We start from the raw sequence: 26197 nt of genomic DNA on the forward strand, positions 1-26197 counted from the left end.
TGACGGGCTGTCTGAATGTTTTGCCCGCGAGGGCAAGTTTCCATAAGCAATTTCGAGAGACGGATGAACATCACCACCTTAGCCAAACGCCTGTGCCTGCTTGTCCCGCTGATCATTGCGCCCGCTGCCTGGGCCGTCGAAATGATGCCAGCGCCACCGCAACTGGCTGCCAAGTCCTACGTGCTCATGGATGCCGCCAGCGGCAACGTGCTGGTCGAAAACAACGGTGACCAGCGCCTGCCGCCGGCCAGCCTGACCAAGCTGATGACCGCCTATATCGCGACCCTGGAAATCCGTCGCGGCCAGATCGGTGAAAACGATCCGGTGACCGTCAGCGAAAACGCCTGGCGCACCGGCGGTTCGCGGATGTTCATCAAGGTCGGCTCCCAGGTCACTGTCAGCGACCTGCTGCACGGCATCATCATCCAGTCCGGTAATGACGCCAGCGTCGCCCTGGCCGAACACATTGCCGGCAGCGAAGATGCATTTGCCGACATGATGAACAAAACCGTGACTGACCTGGGCATGACCAACAGTCACTTCATGAACCCGACCGGCCTGCCAAACCCAGACCACTACTCGTCGGCCCATGACATGGCGATCCTGGCGCGCGCGATCATTCGTGTCGACCCGGTGCACTACGCCATCTACTCCCAGAAAGAATTCTTCTGGAACAACATCAAGCAGCCTAACCGCAACCTGTTGCTGTGGCGCGACAAGACCGTCGACGGCCTGAAAACCGGGCATACCGACGAAGCCGGCTACTGCATGGTGTCCTCGGCTGTGCGTGACGGCCAACGTCTGATCGCCGTGGTGTTCGGCACCAACAGCGAACAGGCCCGTGCGGCGGAAACCCAGAAGCTGCTGACCTATGGCTTCCGTTTCTTCGAAACCCAGACCTTCTACCAGAAGGGTGCCGAACTGGCCCAGGCTCCTGTGTGGAAAGGCACCGAGCGTCAAGTCAAGGCCGGCCTGGCTGACGACCTGACCCTGACCATGCCTAAAGGCCAGCTGAAGAAACTGGCTGCCAGCATGACCATGAACCCACAACTGACCGCGCCAATCGCCAAGGGCGATGTGATCGGTAAAGTCGAAGTGAAGCTGGACGACAAAGTCGTACACAGCGCCGATCTGATCGCACTCGACGCCGTTGAGGAAGGTGGTATCTTCCGCCGCGTGTGGGATAGCATCCGTCTATTCTTCTACGGCTTGTTCAACTGATTGTGTGCACCCGCAAGGCCCCGCGTTGATCCGACGCGGGGCTTTGCCCGTCGCCACGGCTTACCGCTTACGAGGCCGTTTCGCCATGACCGATAAAGAAGTAAAGGCGCCAAAGATCGAATTCCCGGTGACGGACTATCCCGTCAAGGTGATCAGCGATACCGGTGTGGGCAACAAAGACAAGATCCTCGAGATCATGCGTAAACACGCAACGATCAACGACAACCGTGTGGATGAGCGCTTGAGCACCAACGGTAAGTACACCACGATCCAGTTGCACATCGTTGCGACCGGTCAAGACCAGCTTTACGACATCAACAGCGAACTGCGAGCCACCGGTTTCGTACATATGGTGTTGTGATGTCGCAGGTCCTGGGCTTTCGCGAGCTCGGCCAGATGGCGTACGAGCCGGTCTGGCACGCCATGCAGCGCTTTACCAATGAGCGCGGCAGCTCGGCTCCCGACGAAATCTGGCTGGTGGAACACCCGCCGGTATTCACCCAGGGCCAGGCTGGCAAGGCTGAGCATCTACTACTTCCGGGTGATATTCCGGTGGTGCAGGTCGACCGAGGTGGTCAAGTGACTTACCATGGGCCCGGACAACTGGTGGCTTATTTGCTGCTGGATGTGCGCAAGCTGGGTTACGGCGTGCGTGAGCTGGTCAGTCGCATGGAAAACTGCCTGATCGAGCTGCTGGCCAGTTATGGTGTGACTGCCGTGGCCAAGCCCGATGCTCCAGGTGTGTATGTCGACGGCGCGAAAATCGCCTCCCTGGGCCTGCGCATCCGCCATGGCTGTTCCTTTCATGGCCTGGCCCTGAACGTGGACATGGACCTGGCGCCGTTTCGCCGGATCAATCCCTGTGGTTACGCCGGTTTGGCCATGACCCAGTTGAGCGATCACGCAACACCCCTAGAATTTGCCGAGGTAAGTGCCCGGCTGCGCGCGCAGCTCGTCAAACACCTCGACTATGCTGAGCAGACGACCCTGACGGGCGGAATCGACTGATATGACTACTGATGTTGTGCAAACCATGATCCCGACGCTGGACATTACCGAGCGTCCGGCCCCGGCTCCGCGTGCCAAGGTGGAAGCCGGCGTCAAGCTGCGCGGCGCCGAGAAGGTTGCACGCATCCCGGTGAAGATCATTCCGACCACCGAACTGCCGAAAAAGCCCGACTGGATCCGCGTGCGCATCCCGGTCTCGCCGGAAGTCGACCGTATCAAGGCGCTGCTGCGTAAGCACAAGCTGCACAGTGTGTGCGAAGAGGCCTCGTGCCCGAACCTGGGCGAGTGCTTCTCCGGCGGCACCGCGACCTTCATGATCATGGGTGACATCTGCACCCGTCGTTGCCCGTTCTGCGACGTTGGCCATGGCCGGCCGAAGCCACTGGACGTCAACGAGCCGGAAAGCCTGGCCATCGCCATCGCCGACTTGAAACTCAAGTACGTGGTGATCACCTCGGTAGACCGCGATGACCTGCGCGACGGCGGTGCCCAGCACTTTGCCGACTGCATCCGCGAAATCCGCAAACTGTCGCCGAACGTGATGCTCGAGACCCTGGTCCCGGACTACCGTGGCCGTATGGACGTCGCCCTGGAAATTACCGCCGCCGAGCCGCCAGATGTGTTCAACCACAACCTGGAAACCGTGCCGCGCCTGTACAAGGCTGCGCGTCCGGGTTCGGACTACCAGTGGTCGCTGACCCTGCTGCAGAAATTCAAGCAGATGATGCCGCACATCCCGACCAAGTCCGGGCTGATGCTGGGCCTGGGCGAAACCGACGAAGAAGTCATCGAAGTCATGAAGCGCATGCGCGAACACGACATCGACATGCTGACCCTCGGCCAGTACCTGCAACCGTCGCGCAGCCACTTGCCGGTGCAGCGTTTCGTGCACCCGGACACCTTTGCCTGGTTTGCCGAAGAAGGCTACAAGATGGGCTTCAAGAACGTCGCGTCGGGCCCGCTGGTACGTTCGTCGTACCACGCCGACGAACAGGCCAAGCTGGTCAAGGCTAGCCTGGTTTCCTAAACCTTGGCGCCGATCCATTTGTGTGGATGGGCGTGTAGGGGGGGCTGGTTTGTGTGGGAGCGGGCTTGCCCGCGATAGCATCGCCTCGGTGCAACTGATACACCGAGGCGTGTGCATCGCGGGCAAGCCCGCTCCCACAGTTCGTTGTGCTGTACAGAATAGGGAGAACCAAGGATGACTAACCCGCTTGCCACCGCCGTACCCGCCCTGCGCGCCGAAGGTGTGATCGGCCTCATTGCCCCCGCTGGCCCCGCCGCGCTGGATGTTGAAAAGGCCGGGCAATGGATGCGCGCCCGTGGCTACGAGCTGCGGATTTTCTCGGGGGTGTATGAGCGCGATGGCTATCTGGCCGGCAGCGATAAAGTACGCCTGCGCGACCTGCACGCGGCCTTCGCCGATCCCGAGATCGACGCCGTCTTCTGCCTGCGCGGGGGCTACGGTACCCCACGCTTGCTCGATAGCGTGGATTTCGAGCTGCTGGCAGCCAATCCCAAGCCCTTCGTCGGCTACAGCGATATCACCGCGCTGCACTTGGCGATCAGCCGCTACGCCGGCTTCGTGACCTTCCACGGCCCGATGCTCAATGCCGACCTGCTCGGTGACAAGCAACAGCCCACGGAGTCATCACTGTTCAGCCTGCTGCGCGGCCAGCTGGGCGCTGGCAGTGTGCTGGCGCACCCAGTGGCGTACCCGCTGACCACCATTGAGCCTGGCATCGCCTGTGGGCGCTTGCTGGGGGGCAACCTGTCGATGATCGCGGCGGTGATGGGCACGCCCTTCGAGCTTGATGCCGAGGGCATCATCCTGTTTATCGAGGACGTCAACGAGCCAATCTATCGCATCGACCGCCTGCTGACGCACTTGCGCCTGGCGGGCAAGCTGGCGCAGGTGCGCGGTGTGCTGGTGGGGGATGTGGCGGGAGTGGATAACGTCGCGCTGGAGCGGCTGTTGAAACAGACCTTCCAACCGTTCTGTATTCCGGTCCTGTCCGGCTGGCGCAGCGGCCATTGCGACCCCAATCTGACCTTGCCGATGGGCGCCTTGGTGCGCCTGGATGCGGGGGAACAGCGGCTGGTGCTGGAGCAGGATGTGGTGTCTAGGCTCTGAGTGTTTTGCCGCCTGTCGGCACGCTATCGCGAGCAAGCTGGCTCCCACAGGGAATTGCATTCCAAATGTGGGAGCGGCAGTCGCCCTACACCGATCTAGCGGCTACGCAACGACTCCAACAACTTCACCGTCGGATATCCATCCGCCGGCCAGCCCAACGACTGCTGCGCCGCACGAATCGCCTTGCGCGTATTGGCGCCGATAATCCCGTCCGGGTTGCCGGCCTCATAGCCATTGGCGCTCAACACCGTCTGCAACTCGATGCGCTGGGAGCGGGTCAGTGGCAGTTCATCGGTTGGCCAATCGCCGCGAATCACCCCACCGCCGCCAAAACGCTCGGACAACAGGCCGACCGCCAGGGCGTAGGACGACGAGTTGTTGTACTTGAGGATTGCGCGGAAGTTATCCAGCACCAGGAACGCCGGGCCACGATGGCCGGCCGGCAGCAGCAGGGCGGCCGACAGCGTTTCTACGTTGGGCGGCACGCTGGCACCGGCCGGCACCTGCAGGCCCAGCTTCAACCATTCGCCGACCGGCTTGCGCACCACGCCATCAGCCAGGGCGTAATCGAAGTTTGTCGGCAATTGCTGCACCTCAAAGCCCCACGGCTGGCCTTTCTGCCAGCCCGAGCTTTGCAGGTAGTGCGCAGTGGAGGCGAGGGCGTCGGCCGAGCTGTTCCAGATGTCGCGGCGACCGTCGCCGTCGAAGTCCACGGCGTGGGTGTTGTAGGTGGTCGGTATGAACTGGGTCTGGCCCATGGCGCCGGCCCACGAACCGCGCATCTGTTCGGCTGGAATGTCACCGTGCTGGATGATTTGCAGCGCGGCCAGCAACTGCGCCTGGGCGAATGCCGGGCGGCGGCCTTCATAGGCCAGGGTCGCCAGGGAGCGGATCACCGAGTTATTGCCCTGGAACGAACCGAAGTTACTTTCCATGCCCCACACCGAGACCAGCACCTGGCGATCAACGCCGTAGCGCTGTTCGATGCTTTGCAGGATATCGGCGTGCTTGATCAGCAAGGCCTGGCCATTGCGTACGCGCAGCGCCGACAAGGCACCGTTGAGGTATTCCCACACCGGGCGGGAAAACTCCGGCTGGCTGCGGTCGGCGCGGATGACCGCCATGTCGGGGGTGACGTTGGCGAAGGCGGTGTCGAATACCGTCGGGGTGATACCGGCCTTCAGGGCCTCGACGCGAAAACCTGCCTGCCATTCGGCGAAGGTCTGGGTCGGTTGGATATCGAGATTGGTCACGGCCAGGGGCGCAACTACGGCGGGGGCGGCAACCGGTGCGGTCTGGAGCGTGGGCAGGGGCTGAGCGTCGGCGGCGGTGGGTTTTTCGGCGCAGGCGACTAACAGGATCAGGCTGGAGGCAGCAATCAATTGGCGAAGGTGCCAACGACGGGAAAGACTAGAGGGCATGCACAGGTCCAGGAAATACGAATCAGGTGCAGACCTTATCATGCCAGAGGGGCGCTTGCCTTCAGGCAGCCAGAAAGTAAGAAGCCTCCCAGCTATTAGACTGGAAGGCTTCGCGGCGGTAGCTGCCTTTGCCTTTGCCGGCGCGTTCCTGGCGACTGCGGAACAACGGCTGGGCGATGATGGATTTGGCCTTGTTGGGGCCATGCTTGGATGGCTTTTTGCTCATGATCGGGACTCTCCGATGGGGTGGGTGATGCGGTGCAAATCATCTGCCGAAGTCTGCCGGCTGTCCAGCCCGGCGCGATGTAGGAAATATCAAAAACCTGAATACGGCGACGATCAAAACTGTAGGAGCTGGCTTGCCTGCGATGGCATCACCACCGCATGACTGACACACCGAGGCGCCTGCATCGCAGGCAAGCCAGCTCCTACATTGGTTTTGTGGTGGTTGGGCGAGCGTGCTATTCGGCGGGCAGTGCCAGGCGCTGGCCGGACATCAGCAGCGACAAACGGCTCAAGCTCATCCACGGCGACCCTGCGGCCTGGCCCTTGATCTGCGCGTCGATGCGTTGGGCTTCGAGCAACAATTGCGCCCAGCGTTGCGCCGAGTGCCGTTGCAGGGCCTTGCTCATCAGGGGCTTGCGCTTGTCCCACACCGGCGGGCGGGCCTGGCTGAAGGCCTTGTCCAGAGGGGTGCCCTGGCTGTACTGCAGGGCGATATTGGCCAGCAAGCGCAGTTCCCGGGCCAGCGCCCAGAGAATCACCGGCGGCTCGACCCCTTCACCGCGCAGCCCTTCGAGCATGCGCAAGGCGTGGGCCGCATCACCGTTGAGGATTGCGTCCACCAGCCCGAATACGTCAAAGCGTGCGCTGTCGGCCACCGCGCCCTGCACGGTCTCGACGGTGATCTGGCCACCTTCGGCCATCAGCTTGAGCTTTTCGATTTCCTGGGCCGCCGCCAGTAGGTTGCCTTCAACCCGGGCCGCGATCAGTTCGACTGCGTCCTGGCTGGCAGACAATCCGGCTTGCGACAGGCGTTGGCGAATCCATTGCGGCAACTGACTGCTGTCCACCGGCCAGATCTGGATGAACTGGGTCTGTGCCCCTTCCACCAGCGCCTTGCCCCATTTGGTTTTCTGCGCGCTGCCATCGAGCTTGGGCAGGCTGATCAGCAACAGCGTGTCCTCGGCGGGGCGGGCGCAGTATTCCATCAGGGCTGCCGCGCCTTTGTCGCCGGGCTTGCCCGAGGGCAGGCGCAGTTCCAGCAGGCGTTTTTCGGCAAACAGCGACATGCTGGCCCCGGCCTGGAGCAGGGTGCCCCAGTCGAAGCTGGCGTCGGCACTGAACACCTGGCGTTCATCAAAGCCTTGCTGGCGCGCAGCCTGGCGAATGGTGTCGGCGGCTTCCTGGCACAACAGCGGATCATCGCCACTGACGATGTACACAGGCGCGAGGTTGCCTTGCAGGTGTTTGGCGAGTTGGGCGGGGGCGAGTTTCATAGGCTGGATGGACGGGGCGCATGACGCGCCCCGTCTGGTTTACTCGGCAGGGACTTCAACAGGCGATTGCTTGGGAATGCTGTTTTCATAGTCCTGCGCGGCTTTCAGCGCCTCGGCATCCGCCTTGGCCTTGGCGTCGGCAGTCTGCTGCAGGGCATCGAGCTGGGCCGGGCTGATCATCTGCAGGCGCAGGACCATACGCTGGACCAGGTCACGGCGCATTTCATTGCGAACCTGATTGACCTCAGTGTCGGAACCGACCAGGTTGTTGCCGTCGTGCGTCACGACTTTCTGCACTTGCAGTTTGTCGCTGATCAGCGGCAACTGGTCGTGGCCCTGGATCTGGAACATGAGCACGCTGCTCAACTCGATGTCCGAAGACCGGCCGGCACTGGCGTAGCTGAGGTTACGCTGGGTCTCTTTCTCGTCGATCAGCACCAGCTTGTAAGCCGCGCCGTTATAGACTTTGACGCCGCTGTTTTCCAGAGTTTGGCGCAGCTGGGTCACGGTTTCACCATAGGAGTTGCGCGCGCTGACATCCAATTCCTTGATCGCCAGTTCCGTGGTGCCGGTGCCGCGCAGCTGGAAGCCGCATGCGCTCAGCAGTACGGCAAGGCCCATAACCAGCAAGTTGCGTTTGATCATTTTATTGCTCCCCTTGAAACCATGTGGGCCTTATCGAGGCCCTGGAGGTTTTGTTCGGCGCCAGGGCTCTTGCCCTGGCGCCCGATCCGATTAGCTAGCGACGATATTGACCAGTTTACCGGGCACTACGATCACTTTGCGGATCGTCAGGCCTTCGGTGAAGCGCAACACGTTCTCATTGCTGCGCGCGGCAGCTTCGACTTCTTCACGGCTGGCGCTGGCAGGCATGTCGATCTGGCCGCGCAGTTTACCGTTGACCTGAATCACCAGTTGCAGCGTGTCCTGGACCAGGGCGCTGTCATCCGCGACCGGCCATGCAGCATCGATCACCGCGCCGCTGTGGCCCAACTGGCTCCACAGGTCGTGGCTGATGTGCGGGGTGATCGGCGCCAGCAGCAGGACGACTGCTTCCAGGCCTTCCTGCACCAGTGCCCGGTCCTGTTCGGTAGCCTGCGGGGCTTTTTCCAGCACGTTCATCAGCGTCATCACCTGGGCGATGGCGGTGTTGAATTTATGGTGCTGGCCCACGTCCTGGCTGGCTTGCTTGATGGCCAGGTGGGTGCTGCGGCGAATGAGTTTCTGCTCGTCGCTCAACGACGCCACGTCCAGTTTGCCCGGCAAGCCCTGGCTGATATGGCCATGGGCCAGGCGCCAGACGCGCTTGAGGAAGCGGTGCGAACCTTCGACGCCAGAGTCCGACCATTCGGCGCTCATATCGGGCGGCGAGGCGAACATCATGAACAGGCGGCAGGTGTCGGCGCCGAACTGGTCGATCATCGACTGCGGGTCGACGCCGTTGTTCTTCGACTTGGCCATCTTCTCGGTACCGCCGATTTCCACCGGCAGGCCGTCGGATTTCAACTTGGCACTGATCACCTTGGCTTTGCTGTCACGCTCCAACTCGACGTCCGCCGGGTTGAACCAGGTGTAGGCGCCATTGGCTTCGCGGCGATAGTAAGTCTCGGCGATCACCATGCCCTGGGTCAGCAGGTTCTTGAACGGCTCGTCGGAGCTGACCAGGCCTTCGTCACGCATCAGCTTGTGGAAGAAGCGCGCGTACAGCAGGTGCAGGATCGCGTGTTCGATACCACCGATGTACTGATCCACCGGCAACCAGTGGTCGGCTGCGGATTTTTCCACCAGGCCGCCTTCATAGTGCGGCGAGGCGTAGCGGGCGTAGTACCACGAGGACTCGACGAAGGTGTCCATGGTGTCGGTTTCACGCTTGGCAGGCTGGCCGCATTTCGGGCAGTTGCACTCGTAGAACTCGGGCATGCGCGCCAGCGGCGAACCGGCGCCGTCCGGCACCACGTCTTCGGGCAGGACGACCGGCAGTTGGTCTTCCGGCACCGGCACGTCACCACAGGTTTCGCAGTGGATGATCGGGATCGGGCAGCCCCAGTAGCGCTGGCGGCTGATGCCCCAGTCGCGCAGGCGGAACTGGGTACGCGAGGCGCCGAGGTTTTTCTTGATCAGGGCGACTTCAATGGCGTCGAAAGCGCCTACGAAGTCCAGGCCGTCGAACTCGCCGGAGTTGATCAGGGTACCGTGTTCGCCGTAGGCGTCTTGCCATGGGGCCGGGTTGGTATCACCGGAACTGGTACGCACCACAGACTTGATCGGCAGGTTGTACTTGGTGGCGAATTCGAAATCGCGCTCGTCGTGAGCGGGCACTGCCATTACTGCACCATCGCCGTAGTGCATCAGCACATAGTTGGCGACCCAAACCGGCAGTTTTTCACCGGTCAGTGGGTGCTCGACGAACAGCCCGGTCGGCAGGCCTTTTTTCTCCTGGGTGGCGACGTCGGCTTCAGCCACGCTGCCGCCTTTGCATTCGGCGATAAAGGCCTGCAGCTCAGGGTTGTTCTGTGCGGCTTGGGTGGCCAGCGGGTGTTCGGCGGCCACGGCGACGTAGGTCGCGCCCATCAGGGTGTCCGGACGGGTGGTGAAAACTTTCAGTGCGCCCGCTTCACCGATGGAATCGACGTTGTACGGGAACTGCACTTCCATGCCCTTGGACTTGCCGATCCAGTTGCGCTGCATGGTCTTGACCTGTTCAGGCCAGCCCGGCAGGTCGTCGAGGCTCGACAAGAGTTCATCGGCGTAGGCGGTGATCTTGAAGTAGTACATCGGGATTTCGCGCTTTTCGATCAGCGCGCCGGAACGCCAGCCACGGCCGTCGATCACTTGCTCGTTGGCGAGGACGGTCTGGTCGATCGGGTCCCAGTTCACGGTGCCGCTTTTTTTGTAGATCACGCCTTTTTCGAACAGGCGGGTGAACAGCCATTGTTCCCAGCGGTAGTAGTCCGGCTTGCAGGTGGTCACTTCGCGGGACCAGTCCACGGCCAGGCCCAGGCTGCGCAGCTGGGTCTTCATGTAGGCGATGTTCTCGTAGGTCCACTTGGCGGGCGCTACGTTGTTTTTCATCGCGGCGTTTTCCGCAGGCATGCCGAAGGCGTCCCAACCCATAGGTTGCAGGACGTTTTTGCCGAGCATGCGCTGGTAGCGGGAAATCACGTCGCCGATGGTGTAGTTACGCACGTGCCCCATGTGTAGTTTGCCGCTGGGGTAAGGGAACATGGATAGGCAGTAGTAAGTCTCCTTGCCTGGCTGTTCACTGACTTCAAAGGACTTTTGCTCGTCCCAGAAAGTTTGGGCGGCATTTTCTATTTCACGGGGCTGATATTGTTCGTGCATGGCTACTTTTGAACTGAATAGGGGTGGCCTAATCCTCTTCGGTGCATTGTCCGGGTTGAGCGACACCAAAAAGCGGCGCGTCCGTGCCCAAACCCTGCGGGAAGTGGAGTTACAGGAAGCGCCGTAGCATACATGACCCCACTCTATCGAGGGAAACCCTGATTGCGCCGCGCAGGCCGTTGGTCGCGGCGCGCGGTTGGTTGCGTCAGCGCAGCTACGCTGTTTATTGGGGAGTGAGACTTATCTTTAATGAGGTGAGGGGATGGTTGATTCGCAGCGAATGAGAACGAAACCGGAAGTGTATGAAGGACTGATCGACCGCTTGGGTCGAGCACTGGACGCAGCAAGAACCGCAGGCCGATTGCGTGACGAACGGCCTGATGAGCTGGAACTGCGAGGCTTGAGCCCTGCAGAGTTTGAAGTGATCAAGGCCTACCTGGACTTGAACGCGCGCCCGATCCCGCAATGGGTGGCTCCTGTGCCAGCCAGGGAAGCGGTGCGATCGTCCAAGGTGGTATGGCTCAAGGACTTGTCCGCCGGCCGCAGCCCGGAAAAGCTGCGGTCTGTGCGATTCAAGTAACCTGATCAGCGTTATCCACCGCTGGTAAAGATTGTCGCTAAACCCCGTTACACCTTAGGCTTCGGGCATCTTTGGAGATGCTCGATGCCTATTCGTTATTTCATCAAACAATTATTGCTGCCGCCCGGCATTCTCTTGCTGCTGCTGGCCCTTGCCTGGTGGTTTCGCCGCACCCGTCCACGCTTGGCCGGCGTGTGCTTTGCCCTCGGGTTTGGCGGGATGTGGCTGATCAGCTTGCCGGTGATGGTGGAGTGGGGCGCACGCGCCTTGGAAACCGAGCCGCCATTGGCCGTGGAAGACTGGGCCAGCCTGGCAGAACGGGCCGATGCCATTGTGGTGCTGGGCTCGGGCCGCGAGCGCGGTGATCCGGCCTGGGGCGCCGATCAGCCGACCGGTATCGGCCTGGAGCGCCAGCGCTACGCGGCGCGATTGGCCAAGGCGTCCGGGTTGCCGGTGCTGACCAGCGGTGGCCTGCACTACGGCACGCCGCCCAGCGAGGCGCAGTTGATGGCAGTGTCGATGCAGCAAGACTTTGGCGTGGCCGTGCGCTGGAAGGAAGAGCGCAGCCGCACCACCTGGGAAAATGCGCAGATGAGTGCCGAAATCCTGTTGCCCCAGGGCGTCAAGCGCGTGGTAGTCGTGACCCAGGCCTGGCATATGCCGCGTTCAGTGTGGAGCTTCGAGAAGGCCGGCTTTACCGTGGTGCCGGCGCCGGTCGGCTTCCTGGGGGTGGACAATGCCCGGCCGCTGGGCGGCTGGATGCCGGAATTCAAGTCGATCTGGCAGAGCGGGCAGTTGATCAATGAGGCGGTGGGGCAGGTAGGTTACCGCCTGTTCTATCGTTAACGCCGCAAATCAACATGTGGGGCTTGTGTGGGAGCGGGCTTGCCCGCGATGGAGGTGGGTCAGTCACTAAAAATGCTGACTGATACACCTCCATCGCGGGCAAGCCAGCTCCCACAAAAGCCCGCTGCCACATTGGGTCTTGGGTGTCTGTCAGACGGTCTTGGCCATGCGCCCGGCCAGCAGGGCCCAGCCAAACAGCCCCAGGCACAGGATGATCAGCGGCCACGAACGCCATTGCAGGTACGGCGTCAGGTTGTGCATCGGTACGACCTCGCCGTAGAGAATGCCGCGCTCGAACTGCGGGATCTGCTCGGTAATCTGCCCGAATGGGTTGATCAGGCCGGTCACGCCGTTGTTGGTGGCACGGATCATCCAGCGGCCGGCTTCCAGGGCGCGCATCTGGGCCATTTGCAGGTGCTGCAAGGGGCCGATGGAGGTGCCGAACCAGGTGTCATTGCTGATGGTCAGCAGTAAGTCGCTGCGGGCGGCGAGGCCGGCGGCGAACTCCGGATAGACCACTTCGTAGCAGATATACGGCGCGATCTGATAACCCTTGGCTTGCAGCATGGCCTGGTCCTCAGGCCCGCGGGCGAAGTCCGACATCGGCAGGTCGAAGAACGCGATCAGCCCGCGCAATACATCCTGCAGCGGTACGTACTCGCCAAAGGGCACCAGCTTCTGCTTCAAATAGGTGCCATCGCCTTGACCGACCACGGTGATGCCATTGAAGTAGCGCTTCTCATGGCGTACTTCCTGGCGGATCGGCACGCCGGTGATCATCGCCGCGTTCCGGTCGGCAGCGAATTTGCCCATCATCCCCAGGTAGCCCTCGACGGACTCCTTGAGCACCGGCACGGCGGTTTCCGGCCAGATCAGCAGGTCCACGCGCTTGGAGGCAAAACTCATGTCGCGGTACAGCGCCAGTTGCGCGTTGAGCTGGGCCGGGTCCCACTTCATGCTCTGCTCGACATTGCCCTGGATCGCCGCGACGGTCAGCGGTTCACCGGCGGGGCTGGTCCAGGCGTAGTGCTTGAGCCCCAGGCCAATGGCCCAGGGCGCAACCAGCAGCACCAGGCCTGCGCCGATAAACGCGTTGCGCCTGGCTGCCAGCAAACGCGGCAGGTTGACGAGCAGTGCCGCGCTCAAGGCCAGGGCAAACGAAATCAGCCACACCCCGCCCAGCGGCGCGAGCCCGGCCAGCGGGCCGTCGAGTTGACTGTAACCGGAGTACAACCAAGGGAAACCGGTGAGGAACCAGCCGCGAAACGCTTCCTGGCCCACCCATAGCGCGGCAAACGCCAGGGCATCGGCCAGCGGCGCTTCGTTACGGCGCAGCCAGCGCGCCCAGAGCCAGGCGGGCAGGGCAAAGAACAGCGCAATCGCGGCGGTGAACGCGAGCATCAACAGCCCGGCCAGCAACACCGACGCGCCGCCAAAGTGATGGATGCTGTAGTAGATCCAACTGGTGCCCGCGCCAAACAGGCCAAAGCCGAAACACCAGCCACGCCCGAAGGCCTGGCGGGGTGTCAGTTGGCGCATCCCGGCATAGAACACCCCGACCGCCACCAGCGCCAGCGGCCAGATATCGAACGGCGCCAGCGCCAGGGTGGTGATAGCACCGGCCACCACGGCCAGCAGGTTACCGGGCCAGCCGGGTGCGGTGAGACGGCGCATATCAGTCCTTAGCGGGCAATAGGTGTCAGGCGGATCAGGTGGATGCGACGGCTATCGGCATTCAGGATGCGGAAGCGATAGGCGCCGATCTCGGTGGTTTCGTTACGCTTGGGCAAGTGACCAAACGCACTCATCACCAGGCCACCGACAGTGTCGAACTCATCGTCGGAGAATTCGCTGTCGAAGAACTCGTTGAAGTTCTCGATCGGCGTCAGCGCCTTGACCAGGAAGTCACCGCTGGGCAGCGGCTTGATGTAGCTGTCTTCTTCAACGTCGTGTTCGTCTTCGATATCGCCGACGATCTGTTCCAGCACGTCTTCGATGGTCACCAGGCCGGCGACACCGCCGTATTCGTCAATGACGATGGCCATGTGATTGTGGTTGGCGCGGAACTCGCGCAGCAGCACATTCAGGCGCTTGGATTCAGGCACGAAGGTCGCAGGACGCAGCAGGTCCTTGATGTTGAAGCTGTCGCCGTTCTCCTTGAGGATCAGCGGCAGCAGGTCCTTGGCCAGCAGGACACCCATGACGTCGTCATGGCTTTCGCCGATCACCGGGTAGCGCGAGTGCGCCGAGTCGATCACGGCCGGGAGGAATTCCCGTGGGGTCTGGGTCGCCTTGATGCTGATCATCTGCGAGCGCGGGACCATGATGTCCCGAACCTGCAGGTCAGCCACCTGGATGGCGCCTTCGACGATGGCCAGCGCTTCGCTGTCCAGCAACTTGTTCTGATGGGCCTCGCGCAGAAGCTCCAGCAGCTCCTGGCGGTTTTTCGGCTCGTGGGCAAAAGCCTGGGTCAGTTTACCCAGCCATGACTTTTGCCCGTTGCTCGATCGGTCTTCGCTCATAGCGATTACTCTAAATCCTTGATTGTTTCAGTTGAGTGTCGATTAGTGTTCGTCGTCTGCATAGGGGTCAGGATGACCCAACTCTGCAAGCAACGTTCGTTCCAGTGCTTCCATTTCTTCGGCTTCTTCATCATCTATATGGTCGTAACCCAACAGATGCAAGCAGCCGTGCATGACCAAGTGGGCCCAGTGGGCCTCCAGGGCCTTGCCTTGTTCCTTTGCTTCGCGCTCCACCACCGCGACGCAGATCACCAGGTCACCCAGCAGCGGGATATCCAGCAGTTCATCCGGCACATCGGCGGGGAACGACAGCACATTGGTCGCGTAGTCTTTCTGGCGCCAGGTGTGATTCAGCTCGCGGCCTTCAGGTTCGTCCACCAGACGGATGGTCAGTTCCGAGTCGGCGCTGCGCTGGCGCAGGGCCAGTGTGCACCATTGGCGGAACTGTTCTTCGCTGGGGGCTGGCGCTTCAGTGGCCAGTTGCAGATCAAGCTCAAGCATCGCGGCGGTTGTCCTTCGACAGCCCGTCGTCGCGGTGTTCGAAGCGCTCGTAGGCCTCGACAATGCGCTGCACCAGCGGGTGACGCACCACATCCTTGGGCATGAAGTGGGTAAAGCTGATCCCCGGCACGTCCTTGAGCACCTCGATCACCTGGCCCAGGCCCGACTTGGTGCCCTTGGGCAGGTCGACCTGGGTGATATCGCCAGTGATCACGGCGGTGGAGCCGAAACCGATACGAGTCAGGAACATCTTCATCTGCTCGACCGTGGTGTTCTGGCTTTCGTCGAGGATGATGAAGCTGTTGTTCAACGTGCGACCGCGCATATAGGCCAGCGGGGCGATCTCGATCACCTGGCGCTCGATCAGCTTGGCCACGTATTCGAAGCCGAGCATTTCATACAGTGCGTCGTACAGCGGGCGCAGGTACGGGTCGATCTTCTGGGCCAGGTCGCCGGGCAGAAAGCCCAGTTTCTCACCAGCTTCCACCGCCGGGCGCACCAACAGGATGCGTCGCACCTGTTCGCGTTCCAGGGCGTCTACCGCACAGGCCACGGCCAGGTAGGTCTTGCCGGTACCGGCCGGGCCGATGCCGAAGTTGATGTCGTTGCCGAGGATTTCTTTGACATAGCGCTGCTGATTCAAGCCGCGCGGGCGAATCATGCCTTTTTTGGTACGCAGCGCCACGCTGGCTTCGGCCACCGGGTTGTTGGCCAGGTCTTCCACGGCGGATTCCTGCAGGTACAGGTGCACGGTTTCCGGCGACAGCTCGCTACCCTTGGTTTCGCGGTAGAGGCGACGCAGCAGGTTTTCTGCAGACGTGGTGTGCTGGGGTTCGCCAATCAGCTCGAATTGATTGCCGCGGTTGCGGATCTCGATGCTCAGGCGTTGTTCGATCAGGCGCAGGTGCTCGTCGAACTGTCCGCACAGATTGGCGAAACGACGAGCCTCAAACGGCTCGAGGAGGAAACGATGGGGTTCTGCTATGGGTGCGTTCAAGGTTGCTTTTAGCCGCCCTTTGGCTGTTTAGGTGAAATAGAGGATAACGCCAGCCGCCGGTGTGCGAAAGCACTTAAGTTATCGGAATGCTGCGCGGTTCCCATGTGGGAGCGGGCTTGCTCGCGAAGGCGGTGTGTCAGTCAATGCATCTGTCACTGATCCACTGCCATCGCGAGCAAGCCCGCTCCCACATTTTGATCTCCACCAGTCAGGACTATTGATGGGTTACTGGATCAGTGAGCCGCGCAGCGAGTGCGGTTGCGCCGCGTCGATGTGCACGTCGGCGAACTGGCCGATCAGCGTCGGGTTGTCGCAACGGAAATTGACGATCCGGTTGTTCTCGGTACGTCCCTGCAACTCGCCCGGGTCTTTCTTCGAGTAATCGGTGACCAGGATGCGCTGGGTCGAGCCGACCATTTGTCGGCTGATCTCGAAACCTTGCTGGTTGAGGCGATGCTGCAAGGCGTTGAGGCGCTCCTTTTTCAGCTCCTCCGGGGTTTCGTCGACCAGGTCGGCAGCCGGTGTGCCGGGGCGCTGGCTGTAGACGAAGGAGTAGGAGAAGTCGAAACCGACGTCTTCAATCAGCTTCATGGTCTGCTGGAAGTCCTTCTCGGTCTCGCCAGGGAAACCAACGATAAAGTCCGAACTGATGCAGATGCCCGGCACGGCGGCGCGCAGTTTGCGCAGCTTGGACTTGTACTCCAGGGCCGTGTGGTTGCGCTTCATCGCCGAGAGGATGCGGTCCGAGCCCGATTGCACCGGCAAATGCAGGTGCTTGACCAGCTCCGGCACTTCGGCGTGGGCCTGGATCAGGCTGTCGGAGAACTCCAGCGGGTGCGAGGTGGTGTAGCGAATCCGCTCGATACCGTCTACCGCCGCGACCACGCGAATCAGCTCGGCCAGGTCCGCCAGGCGCCCATCGTGGGTCTGGCCGCGATAGCCGTTGACGTTCTGCCCCAGCAGGGTCACTTCACGCACGCCGTTTTCGGCCAGGTGGATGATTTCCGCCAGCACATCGTCGAACGGTCGGCTGACTTCTTCGCCCCGGGTATAAGGCACCACGCAGAAGGTGCAGTACTTGCTGCAACCTTCCATCACTGACACATAGGCGCTCGGGCCGTCGATGCGTGGCTCGGGCAGGTGGTCGAACTTTTCGATTTCCGGAAACGAGACGTCCACCTGCGGCAACTTGGTGATACGCGCAGCGTCGATCATTTCCGGCAGGCGGTGCAGGGTCTGCGGGCCGAAGACCACGTCGACATAGGGTGCGCGGTCGCGAATGGCCGCGCCTTCCTGGCTGGCCACGCAACCACCGACGGCGATCACCATGTCCGGGTTGGCCAGTTTCAGTTCACGCCAGCGGCCCAGCTGCGAGTAGACCCGATCCTGGGCCCGTTCGCGGATCGAGCAGGTATTGAGCAGGATCACGTCGGCATCTTCGGCGCGAGCCGTGACTTCCAGGGCCTGATGTTCACCCAGCAGATCGACCATGCGCGAGCTGTCGTACTCGTTCATCTGGCAACCGTGGGTTTCGATGTAAAGCTTCTTGGCCATGGGAATCGTCAACTGGTGGTAAAGAACCGCGCATTATAGGGGGCATGCCCATTGGTTCCTAGCACTGTGCATCGGGTGCCATGCTATAGTTCGCGCCCTCATTTATATCCGCCGATGTGCTGCCCGCCCCCCATGACCAAACGTGAAGCTCCAATCTACAAGGTGATTTTCCTTAACCAGGGCCAGGTGTTCGAAATGTACGCCAAACAGATCTATCAAAGTGATCTGTGGGGCTTCCTGGAAGTGGAAGAGTTCGTCTTTGGCGAGCGCACGCAGCTGGTCGTCGATCCGGGCGAGGAAAAGCTCAAGGCCCAGTTCGAAGGCGTGGTGCGCAGTTTTGTGCCGATGCATTCGATTGTGCGCATCGACGAAGTCGAGCGCCTGGGCACGCCCAAGATCAGCGAGGCGCGGGGTATGAGCAATGTCATGCCGTTTCCGATGCCGATGCCTGAAAAGTAGGCTTTTAGACCGCGTCGCGCCCATCGCAGGCAAGCCAGCTCCCACATTTGAATGTGTTCACAAATCAAAATGTGGGAGCTGGCTTGCCTGCGATGACGTCAGAAGGGTTTAGATAACCTCAAGGCAGCGGCGAAAAGGGCGAACGCCCATCCGCACTCTGCAATTCCTGCAGGTAATTGCGGAAAATCTGCCCCAGCACCTGGGTCGCCACTTCCAGCTCGTCGCGCTGCATGTGCTCGGCCACTTCGTCAGCGGTGTCGAGCGCATCTTCGGCGCCGTTGACCGCCGCCATCTTCAGCACGATATACGCCTGCACGTTGTTGGCCGGCACGCCTTCGCCATGGAAGAACATGCTGCCCAGCTTGAACTGCGCCTGGGCATGGCCTTGCAGCGAGGCTTTTTCGAAGAAGCTCAAGGCTTTGTTCAGGTCGCGGGCAGGGTTTTTGTCGTCGTAGAAGAATTCGCCCAACTCGTATTGCGCCTGCGCATCCCCGCCATCGGCCAGGGTTTGGCAGGCGCTCAGCGCCTCGGCCTGGCTGTCGGACTGAGTATTGAGGGTGCAACGACCCATCGCTGGGATCAACAACGAGTTGCCGCCCGCTTGTGCATGTGCAAGCAGCGGTTGAAGGAGCAACAGGCAGCCCAGAACCAGGGTGCGGCCGGTGCGTTTCATGGGAATCGACTTACCTCTGACGGGGCGCGTGGAGCCACGTGGGGATCCAATAAGCGCGCATTATGAAATAAGCAGGCCTCTGCTTACAAAGTCTTTACTCGTTTTTCTGCTGCGTGGGCAAGTTATCTGCCGGATTGCAGGTGTTTTCTCGAAAAAACGAGGAAATTTCTGTAAGCAAGGTAACAAATCTGACGCCGCCAGGGGCGACGTCAGGTTATGGCTGTCTTACTTCAGTGCGGCGAAGGCGCGCTCGGCAGCATCCAGGGTCAGTTTCAGCTCGGCGTCGCCATGGGCGATGGAGGTGAAGCCGGCTTCAAAGGCACTTGGTGCCAGGTACACGCCACCTTCGAGCATCAGGTGGAAGAAACGCTTGAACAGGTTGGCATCGCTGCCCATCACATCGTCAAAGGTCACGATGTCGTCGGCACCGCTGAAATACAGGCCGAACATGCCACCGGCCTGGGTCGTGACGAACGGGATACCCGCTGCATCGGCGCGTTGTTGCAGGCCGTCCAGCAAACGCGTGGTGTAGGCGCTCAGCTCGGCATGGAAGCCAGGGCGGCTGATCAGGCGCAGGGTGGTCAGGCCGGCGGCCATGGCCAGCGGGTTACCGGACAGGGTGCCGGCCTGGTAGACCGGGCCCAGCGGCGCGATGTGCTGCATGATCTCGCGCTTGCCGCCGAAGCAGCCTACCGGCATGCCGCCGCCGATGATTTTGCCGAAGGTGCTCAGGTCCGGCGTTACGCCGTAGTGAGCCTGGGCGCCGCCGAGGGCAACGCGAAAGCCGGTCATCACTTCGTCGAAGATCAATACCACACCGTGTTTATCGCACTGCTCACGCAAGCCTTCGAGGAAACCCGGGGCCGGCGGTACACAGTTCATGTTGCCCGCCACCGGCTCGACGATGATGCACGCCACCTCCTGGCCGACTTCGCTGAGCATTTGCTCGACGGCGCCGATGTCGTTGAACGGCAAGGTCAGGGTGTGCTTGGCAAACGCAGCTGGCACGCCAGCCGAACTCGGAACGCCCTGGGTCAGCAGGCCGGAGCCGGCCTTGACCAGCAGGCTGTCGGAGTGGCCGTGGTAGCAGCCTTCGAACTTGATGATGCTGTCGCGGCCGGTGAACCCGCGGGCCAGGCGAATCGCGCTCATGGTCGCTTCGGTGCCGGAGCTGACCATGCGCACCATCTCCATCGACGGTACGATCGAGCACACCAGGTCGGCCATTTCGGTTTCCATGGCGGTGGGCGCGCCGTAGGACAGGCCGTGTTCCAACTGCTTGCGTACTGCGTCCAGCACGTCGGGGTGGCTGTGGCCGAGGATCATCGGGCCCCAGGAACCCACGTAGTCCACATAGCGCTTGTCATCTTCGTCGGTGACGTAGGCGCCTTCGGCGTGCTTGAAGAACAACGGCGTGCCGCCGACGCTCTTGAACGCACGCACGGGGGAGTTCACACCGCCGGGGATGTGTTTCTGGGCATTGGCAAACAACGTTTCGGAACGAGACATGGGCAGGCTCTCTGAATTCAGGATTTGAGGAGTTCGTTGAAGGCGCGGGCGCGGCGCGTCACGTCCTGGGGGCTGTCGGCACCGAACAGGCCGTGGACCACTGCCAGCAGGTCGGCACCGTGCTCCACCAGGGGCGCGGCGTTTTCCAGGGTGATGCCGCCGATCACGCAGATCGGCACCTGCAGGCGCGCGCGGGCCTGGGCCAGCATTTCAACGGTGGCTGCGGGTGCACCGGGTTTGGTCGTGGAGTTGAAGAAGCGGCCAAAGGCAACATAGCTGGCACCTTCGCGCGCAGCCTGTTCGGCCAGTTCGATCTGGCTGTGGCAGGTGGAGCCGATAATGGCATTGCGCCCGAGTAACGCCCGGGCCGGGGTCAGCGGGCCGTCGGTCTGCCCCAGGTGAACGCCGACGCCCAGGCGCGCGGCCAGTTCGGCATCGTCATTGATGATCAGATGGGTCTTGTAGCGCGAGCACAGTTCACGCAGAGCCTCGGCTTCGCGCAGGCGACGGGCCTCGTCGCTGCTCTTGTCGCGGTATTGCAGCAAGGTCACGCCGCCTTCCAGCGCGGCCTCGACGTAGGACAGGAACTTACCGGCCAATAGTTGGCTGTCGGTAATGGCGTACAGGCCACGTAGTTTCATCGAGCAGGCCCCTTGATATTACGAACAGAAATCCAATGGCAGGCGACGCGGCACAAATTGCCCCTGGCCCAGTTGTTCGGCGTCCCGCAGGGTGCGCCAGGTGTAATTGAGTGCCGACTCCACGGCGCTGGCCAGGCTTTGACCCTGGGCCAGGCGGCCGGCCAGGGCGCTGGCCAGAGTGCAACCGGAGCCGTGATAGCTGCCGGGCAGGCGCTGGCAGGTAAACGTGTGGCGTGTGCCGTCGCGGCTGTAGAGGCGATTGTGCACCTCATGCTCGTCGCCATGGCCGCCGGTGATCAACAGGTGCTTGATAAACGGCAGCAGTTTCTCGGCGCATTCATCCGCCGTGCCGTTGGGCAGTTCGGCGAGGATGCGCGCCTCAGGCAGGTTGGGCGTGGCAATCAGCGACAAGGGCAACAGCCGCTCGCGCATCGCATAGCCGACCTCGTCCTTGCCCAGGCTACCGCCGCCGCCGGCGCGTAGCACCGGGTCGCAGACCACCGGCAGGTGCGGGTGCTGCTGGAGCAGTTCGACCACGGTATCGACCATCACCGTGGACCCGAGCATGCCCAGCTTGACCGCCGCGACTTCGGAGTCACCGAGCACGGCGTTGGCCTGGGCCAATACCCACTCGCGTTCGAGCACGCGGAAATCGCTGACATTCACGGTGTTCTGCACGGTCAGCGCGGTCACGGCCGGGGCCGCATGACAGCCTTGGGCGAGCAGGGCTTCGATATCTGCCTGCAAGCCGGCGCCACCACTGGGATCATGGCCGGAGAGACAGAGGACAACGGGGCGAGAGCTGTAGATATTCATGGTGCGCGAGCTTACCACCAAACGCTTTTTGCGTGGCTGTCGGGCAGTGCTGGTATTTGACGCCGAAACACACTGGTAAATGGCTATAGGCCATCATCCATTTCTAGCAATTAGTGCGCTGAAAGGCCCGGTCTAGAGCCTTTCAAAAAATTATTTCAATGGTGTCTTTTGGCCTTTACCGGCTATGCTAGAGTGGATCCAAACAACTTAAATGTATCGCCGGTGTACGTCATCTCAAAAGGAATGGGGGGCTTTTGACATAACCGGACAGGCCACGCTGGGGCTCTATGCGCTATTTGCTGATGTTTCTCTTGTGCGGGCTGCCGATGCTGGCCGGCGCCGTCGAGTTCAATGAAACCACCCGAAGTCTTCCCCTGGGCCGGGTCATGCAAGTACTCGAAGATCCAAGCGGCAATCTCACCATCGCCGAGGCCCGTTCAGCGGCACTCGCCAGTCGCTACACCCCGCACGATAAAGACACCCTGAATGCCGGCTACTCGCGCTCCGCGTTCTGGCTCAAGGTCGACCTGCATTACCTGCCCAAGGATCCCGACGCCCTGCGCACCTGGCTGCTGGAGCTGGCCTATCCGCCCCTTGATCATCTTGAGTTGTACCTGCCCGAGGGTGACGGCGACTATCGCCTGGCCGGGCGCACCGGGGATGCATTGCCCTTTGCCAGCCGTGAGATTCGCCAGAACAATTACCTGTTCACCGTCGACTTCAGTGCGGGCGAGCAGAAAACCCTCTATCTGCGCCTGCAAAGCGAGGGTTCGATCCAGGCGCCGCTGACCCTGTGGTCGAGCACCGCCTACCTGGAAGATCAGCCGCTGCGCCTGTATGTGCTGGGCCTGATCTACGGTGTGCTGCTGGGCATGCTGGTGTACAACCTGTTTATCTACCTCAGCGTGCGCGATACCAGTTACCTCTATTACATCCTCTATATCGCCTCGTTCGGTATGTACCAGCTCTCGGTGAATGGCGCGGCCGTGGAGTATTTCTGGCCCGACAACCCCTGGTGGGCGAATGCGGCGACGCCGTTCCTGATCGGCGCCTCCGCGTTGTTCGGCAGCCTGTTTGCCCGCAGCTTCCTGCACACTGCCCTCTACAGCCGCTGGCTGGACCGGGTGCTGCTGGTGCTGGTGGGGACGGGGGCGGTGGTGATGGTGTTGTCGCTGATGACCAGCTACGCCCTGGCCCTGCGCCTGGCGACCGCGCTAGCCCTGGTTTTCACCGTGACCATCTTTGTCGCCGGGATCAAGGCCTGGTGCTGTGGCCAGCGTGTGGCGCGGTATTTCATCATCGCCTGGTCGGCGTTCCTGATCGGCGGGGTGATCAACACGCTGATGGTGCTGGGCTACCTGCCCAATGTGTTTCTCACCATGTACTCCAGCCAGATCGGCTCGGCCATTGAAGTCGCCCTGTTGTCCCTGGCCCTGGCCGACCGGATCAACGCGATGCGCGAACAGCAGGCGCAAATCCTGTTTGATGCCAGCCAGAAACTGGAAGTGCTCAACCAGCAACTGGCCCACAGCAACCAGTTGAAAGACGAATTCCTCGCGACCCTGACCCATGAACTGCGCACCCCGATGAACGGGGTGATTGGGTCGTTGGAACTGATGCAGACCGAGCCTCTGGCCGGCGACCTGGCGCAATACCAGCAAACCGCCGCCGGCTCTGCGCGGGACATGATGCGCATGGTCAATGGCATCCTCACCCTCACCGAGTTGCAAGCCGGTCGCCTCAGTGTGCAACCGCAGGTGTTCAGCCTGCGCGGGGTACTCGATACCTTGCGTCAGCAGTTCCTGGGCAATGCCCAGAGCAAGGGGTTGGCGTTCTCCATCGACGTGGCGAGTGAGTTGCCGGATCGCCTGGACGGCGATGCAGGCAAATTGATGCAGTGCCTGGAATGCCTGCTGGATAACGCCTTCAAGTTCACCCACGACGGTGCGGTGCGCGTGCGCGTAGTGGGCCTGCCCCAGGCGGATGGCCATTTGCATCTGACGTTTATCGTTAGCGACTCCGGGATTGGCTTTGCGCAACTGGATGAGGCGACCCTGTATCAGCGCTTCTTCCAGGTGGACGGCTCGACCACTCGCGAATATGGCGGCCTGGGCATTGGCCTGGCGATCTGCCGGCAGTTGATCGAGTTGCTCGGCGGGCGCCTGACCCATCATTCCGAACCGCGTAAGGGCAGCCGATTCCAGCTGGAGGTGGCCGTTATCGCGGTGCCGCCGGAGCCGGCCCGGGCCGTGGACCTGCACCGCGCGCCACAAGACTGCACGGTATTGCTGGTGGAGGACAATTGCGTCACCCAGTTGGTCTTGCGTGGCATGTTGCTCAAGCTCGGTTACCGGGTGAAAGTCGCGGACAGTGGCCCCACGGCCCTGGCGATGCTGCAGGAGGGGGCGTTTGATGCGGTGTTGCTGGATGTGCCCGAAGATGGCTTCTCCCTGTGCTGCCAGATCCGGGCCTTGCCAGGGTGCGGCGAGCTGCCGGTGATCGCCCTGAGCGACGCCCTGCAAGGCAGCGCCCGCCAGCATTGTCACGGCGTCGGCCCGACCGAGCAGTTGCTCAAGCCGGTGCGTTTCGAGCTGTTGCAAGCCGTGTTGCAGCGCCGCCTGCTGTGCCCGTTAGAGGGTGAAAGCGCCGGCAGTTAGGCGCTTATGCCACTTTTTTAAGCGCAGTGACGATGCTTAACTGAATTCAAGGCCTCAATCAACGCGGCCTTTTATCAGGAGGCCCGTCATGAATCTGCACCAGTTCGCCGAAACCCACGACGTTACCAACCAGCCACCGTCACTCGATGGCGCCAATTTGTATCGCCTCGACCTGCCCTTGCAGGAGTGGTCGCGGCGCTTTGGGGCAGGCTGGGCCGAGGCCCGCATCGACGCCTACGGCGCCTTGGCGGGTGGGCCGCTGATGGCGGCGGGGTTCCTGGCGAATCAGAACAAGCCGGTGTTCAACAGCCATGATCGCTATGGTCACCGCATTGATCTGGTGGAGTTTCATCCGGCCTATCACGAACTGATGCGCACCGCCGTCGAGCATGGCCTGCCGTCGCTGCCCTGGGCCCATCCCCAGGCGGGCGCCCATGTCGCCCGCGCGGCCATGACCTACCTGCATAGCCAGGCCGAAGCCGGCACGGGGTGCCCGCTGACCATGACCTTCGCCTGCGTGCCGGCCCTGCGCCTGCAGCCGGATCTGGCTGACACCTGGCTGCCGAAAATCCTCAACACTGAATACGACCCGCGCAATGTCGGCATCGCCCATAAAGCCGGCGCAACCATCGGCATGGCCATGACCGAGAAACAGGGCGGTACCGATGTCCGGGCCAATACCACCCGCGCCTACCCCATGGGCGCCGGCGGCCCAGGCCAACCCTATGAGCTGGTGGGCCATAAGTGGTTCTGTTCGGCGCCGATGTGCGACGCCTTCCTGACCCTGGCCCAGACTGATAAGGGTTTGACCTGTTTCCTACTGCCCCGGCAGCGTCCGGACGACACGCGTAACCAGTTCTATATCCAGCGCCTTAAAAACAAACTCGGCAACTGCTCCAACGCTTCCAGCGAAGTCGAATTCCGTGGCGCCCTGGCGTGGATGGTCGGCGAAGAAGGCCGTGGCGTACCGACCATTATCGAGATGGTGGCCATGACCCGTTTCGACTGCATGGTTGGCTCCAGTTCCTTGATGCGTCAGGCGCTGACCCAGGCCAGCCATCATTGCGCCCATCGTTTGGTCGGTGGCCGCGTGCTCAGTGAACAGCCGTTGATGCAGAACGTGCTGGCGGACCTGGCCCTGGAAAGTGAAGCGGCCCTGGCCTTGAGCCTGCGCATGGGCCGGGCGCTGGACCATCTGGCCGATGAGCAGGAAGCCAAGTTCGCGCGGCTGGTGACGGCGGTGGGCAAGTATTGGATCTGCAAGCGTGCGCCGGCGATGATCAACGAAGCCGCCGAATGCATGGGCGGCGCCGGCTATGTCGAGGACAGCATCCTGCCGCGCCTGTACCGTGAGGCGCCGGTCAATTCGACGTGGGAAGGTTCCGGCAACGTGCAATGCCTGGACGTGCTGCGGGCCTTGTCGAAAGAGCCCGGTGTGCTGGAGACATTGTTTGTCGAACTGGGCGATGGGCATGGCGATAAACGCCTGGCCCGACATATCGAGCAATTGAAGTCGGCGTTTATGGACACCCAGGATATCCAGTACCGGGCGCGGCAGTTGACCGAGGATATTGCCGTGGCCCTGCAGGCCAAATTGCTGCTGGAGGCGGGCAATGCCAGTGTCAGCGATGGGTTTATAGCCAGCCGCTTGGGCGAGTCGTCGGGGCGGGTATATGGCACCTTGCCACGAGGCGTGGATGTGCAGGCCATCGTCACCCGCTCAACTCCGTCTCTCTGAATAAACCCGGTAAAAAATGTGGGAGCTGGCTTGCCTGCGATAGCGGTGGGTCAGCTACCTCTATATTGGCTGATCCGCC

At 61.8% G+C, this 26197-nt stretch carries 24 protein-coding genes; 10 read left to right on the forward strand and 14 right to left on the reverse strand.

Translation table 11 applies throughout. The features are described from left to right. The first annotated feature begins 63 nt into the window (after positions 1-63). The 5 genes from PSFL_RS00730 (at position 64) to PSFL_RS00750 (ending at position 4363) form a co-directional block, all read left to right on the forward strand. Entirely contained in the window at positions 64-1221 is a 1158-nt protein-coding gene (locus PSFL_RS00730) for a D-alanyl-D-alanine carboxypeptidase family protein (protein ID WP_029292257.1), read from the forward strand. 85 nt (positions 1222-1306) lie between these two features. Then, positions 1307-1582: a DUF493 domain-containing protein gene (locus PSFL_RS00735; protein ID WP_029292256.1), complete on the forward strand. Its 276-nt coding sequence runs from the start codon at positions 1307-1309 to the stop codon at positions 1580-1582. Then, positions 1582-2229: a lipoyl(octanoyl) transferase LipB gene (gene lipB / locus PSFL_RS00740; RefSeq protein ID WP_057960700.1), complete on the forward strand. Its 648-nt coding sequence runs from the start codon at positions 1582-1584 to the stop codon at positions 2227-2229. The genes PSFL_RS00735 and lipB overlap by 1 nt, the downstream gene beginning before the upstream one ends. Positions 2230-2254: 25 nt before the next feature. Next, positions 2255-3256 carry a lipoyl synthase gene (gene lipA / locus PSFL_RS00745; RefSeq protein WP_057444888.1) on the forward strand — a complete coding sequence of 334 codons (1002 nt, stop codon included), beginning with the start codon at positions 2255-2257 and terminating at the stop codon, positions 3254-3256. A gap of 174 nt (positions 3257-3430) precedes the next feature. Next, complete coding sequence (locus PSFL_RS00750; RefSeq protein ID WP_169959810.1) at positions 3431-4363, forward strand: LD-carboxypeptidase; 933 nt, start codon at positions 3431-3433, stop codon at positions 4361-4363. Between the two features lie 95 nt (positions 4364-4458). Here the strand turns inward: PSFL_RS00750 and PSFL_RS00755 are convergent, their stop codons facing one another. The 5 genes from PSFL_RS00755 to leuS all read right to left on the reverse strand — a co-directional run bounded on the left by PSFL_RS00755 (position 4459) and on the right by leuS (position 10625). Then, positions 4459-5784 (reverse strand): lytic murein transglycosylase, encoded by a 1326-nt coding sequence (locus PSFL_RS00755; protein ID WP_057439007.1) that lies wholly within the window; start codon positions 5782-5784, stop codon positions 4459-4461. 61 nt (positions 5785-5845) lie between these two features. After that, complete coding sequence (gene arfA / locus PSFL_RS00760) at positions 5846-6010, reverse strand: alternative ribosome rescue factor ArfA (protein ID WP_003176285.1); 165 nt, start codon at positions 6008-6010, stop codon at positions 5846-5848. A 235-nt stretch (positions 6011-6245) separates the two neighbouring features. Then, the gene (gene holA, locus PSFL_RS00765; protein ID WP_057960696.1) at positions 6246-7283 is read right to left on the reverse strand and encodes a DNA polymerase III subunit delta; all 1038 of its coding nucleotides are present in this window, start codon (positions 7281-7283) and stop codon (positions 6246-6248) included. A 39-nt stretch (positions 7284-7322) separates the two neighbouring features. Continuing rightward, on the reverse strand, positions 7323-7928 hold the full coding sequence (lptE, locus tag PSFL_RS00770; protein WP_057439009.1) for an LPS assembly lipoprotein LptE: 606 nt from the start codon (positions 7926-7928) through the stop codon (positions 7323-7325). A gap of 90 nt (positions 7929-8018) precedes the next feature. Next, positions 8019-10625 carry a leucine--tRNA ligase gene (leuS, locus tag PSFL_RS00775; RefSeq protein WP_397469553.1) on the reverse strand — a complete coding sequence of 869 codons (2607 nt, stop codon included), beginning with the start codon at positions 10623-10625 and terminating at the stop codon, positions 8019-8021. 262 nt (positions 10626-10887) lie between these two features. Here leuS and PSFL_RS00780 point away from each other — a divergent pair, with 262 nt between their 5' ends. Together PSFL_RS00780 and PSFL_RS00785 are read left to right on the forward strand one after the other, a co-directional pair. Next, positions 10888-11205, forward strand: a complete 318-nt coding sequence (locus tag PSFL_RS00780; RefSeq protein WP_057439011.1) for a hypothetical protein — start codon at positions 10888-10890, stop codon at positions 11203-11205. A gap of 84 nt (positions 11206-11289) precedes the next feature. Continuing rightward, entirely contained in the window at positions 11290-12051 is a 762-nt protein-coding gene (locus PSFL_RS00785; RefSeq protein ID WP_057439012.1) for a YdcF family protein, read from the forward strand. Positions 12052-12201: 150 nt separating this feature from the next. Here the strand turns inward: PSFL_RS00785 and lnt are convergent, their stop codons facing one another. The 5 genes from lnt to miaB form a co-directional block, all read right to left on the reverse strand. Beyond that, positions 12202-13725 carry an apolipoprotein N-acyltransferase gene (gene lnt / locus PSFL_RS00790; RefSeq protein WP_057960692.1) on the reverse strand — a complete coding sequence of 508 codons (1524 nt, stop codon included), beginning with the start codon at positions 13723-13725 and terminating at the stop codon, positions 12202-12204. 8 nt (positions 13726-13733) lie between these two features. Continuing rightward, the gene (locus PSFL_RS00795; protein WP_005791724.1) at positions 13734-14573 is read right to left on the reverse strand and encodes an HlyC/CorC family transporter; all 840 of its coding nucleotides are present in this window, start codon (positions 14571-14573) and stop codon (positions 13734-13736) included. Positions 14574-14615: 42 nt separating this feature from the next. Then, on the reverse strand, positions 14616-15074 hold the full coding sequence (gene ybeY / locus PSFL_RS00800; protein ID WP_057960691.1) for an rRNA maturation RNase YbeY: 459 nt from the start codon (positions 15072-15074) through the stop codon (positions 14616-14618). Beyond that, positions 15067-16071, reverse strand: coding sequence for a PhoH family protein (locus tag PSFL_RS00805; protein ID WP_029292238.1), 1005 nt, complete (start codon positions 16069-16071; stop codon positions 15067-15069). Before PSFL_RS00805 ends, ybeY begins: the two co-directional genes overlap by 8 nt. 225 nt (positions 16072-16296) lie before the next feature. Continuing rightward, positions 16297-17625 carry a tRNA (N6-isopentenyl adenosine(37)-C2)-methylthiotransferase MiaB gene (gene miaB / locus PSFL_RS00810; RefSeq protein WP_057439015.1) on the reverse strand — a complete coding sequence of 443 codons (1329 nt, stop codon included), beginning with the start codon at positions 17623-17625 and terminating at the stop codon, positions 16297-16299. 132 nt (positions 17626-17757) lie between these two features. Between miaB and PSFL_RS00815 the strand changes: the two genes are divergently transcribed. Then, positions 17758-18084, forward strand: a complete 327-nt coding sequence (locus tag PSFL_RS00815) for a DUF1820 family protein (RefSeq protein WP_003215457.1) — start codon at positions 17758-17760, stop codon at positions 18082-18084. 118 nt (positions 18085-18202) lie between these two features. Here the strand turns inward: PSFL_RS00815 and PSFL_RS00820 are convergent, their stop codons facing one another. The 4 genes from PSFL_RS00820 to PSFL_RS00835 all read right to left on the reverse strand — a co-directional run bounded on the left by PSFL_RS00820 (position 18203) and on the right by PSFL_RS00835 (position 21723). Next, positions 18203-18757 (reverse strand): tetratricopeptide repeat protein, encoded by a 555-nt coding sequence (locus tag PSFL_RS00820; protein ID WP_057439017.1) that lies wholly within the window; start codon positions 18755-18757, stop codon positions 18203-18205. A 225-nt stretch (positions 18758-18982) separates the two neighbouring features. After that, entirely contained in the window at positions 18983-20266 is a 1284-nt protein-coding gene (gene hemL / locus PSFL_RS00825) for a glutamate-1-semialdehyde 2,1-aminomutase (protein ID WP_057439018.1), read from the reverse strand. A 17-nt stretch (positions 20267-20283) separates the two neighbouring features. Continuing rightward, positions 20284-20907 carry a thiamine phosphate synthase gene (thiE, locus tag PSFL_RS00830; protein WP_057439019.1) on the reverse strand — a complete coding sequence of 208 codons (624 nt, stop codon included), beginning with the start codon at positions 20905-20907 and terminating at the stop codon, positions 20284-20286. A gap of 18 nt (positions 20908-20925) precedes the next feature. Then, positions 20926-21723: a hydroxymethylpyrimidine/phosphomethylpyrimidine kinase gene (locus PSFL_RS00835; protein WP_057439020.1), complete on the reverse strand. Its 798-nt coding sequence runs from the start codon at positions 21721-21723 to the stop codon at positions 20926-20928. A gap of 287 nt (positions 21724-22010) precedes the next feature. On the opposite strand from PSFL_RS00835, the gene PSFL_RS00840 reads away from it, so the two are divergent. Next, entirely contained in the window at positions 22011-24380 is a 2370-nt protein-coding gene (locus tag PSFL_RS00840) for a 7TM diverse intracellular signaling domain-containing protein (RefSeq protein ID WP_120734189.1), read from the forward strand. An 88-nt stretch (positions 24381-24468) separates the two neighbouring features. After that, the gene (locus PSFL_RS00845; protein ID WP_057439021.1) at positions 24469-26118 is read left to right on the forward strand and encodes an acyl-CoA dehydrogenase family protein; all 1650 of its coding nucleotides are present in this window, start codon (positions 24469-24471) and stop codon (positions 26116-26118) included. Positions 26119-26197 lie beyond the last annotated feature (79 nt).

This window comes from Pseudomonas sp. DD1 (assembly GCF_044510355.1).
In the GTDB taxonomy this organism is placed as follows: Bacteria; Pseudomonadota; Gammaproteobacteria; order Pseudomonadales; family Pseudomonadaceae; genus Aquipseudomonas; species Aquipseudomonas shahriarae.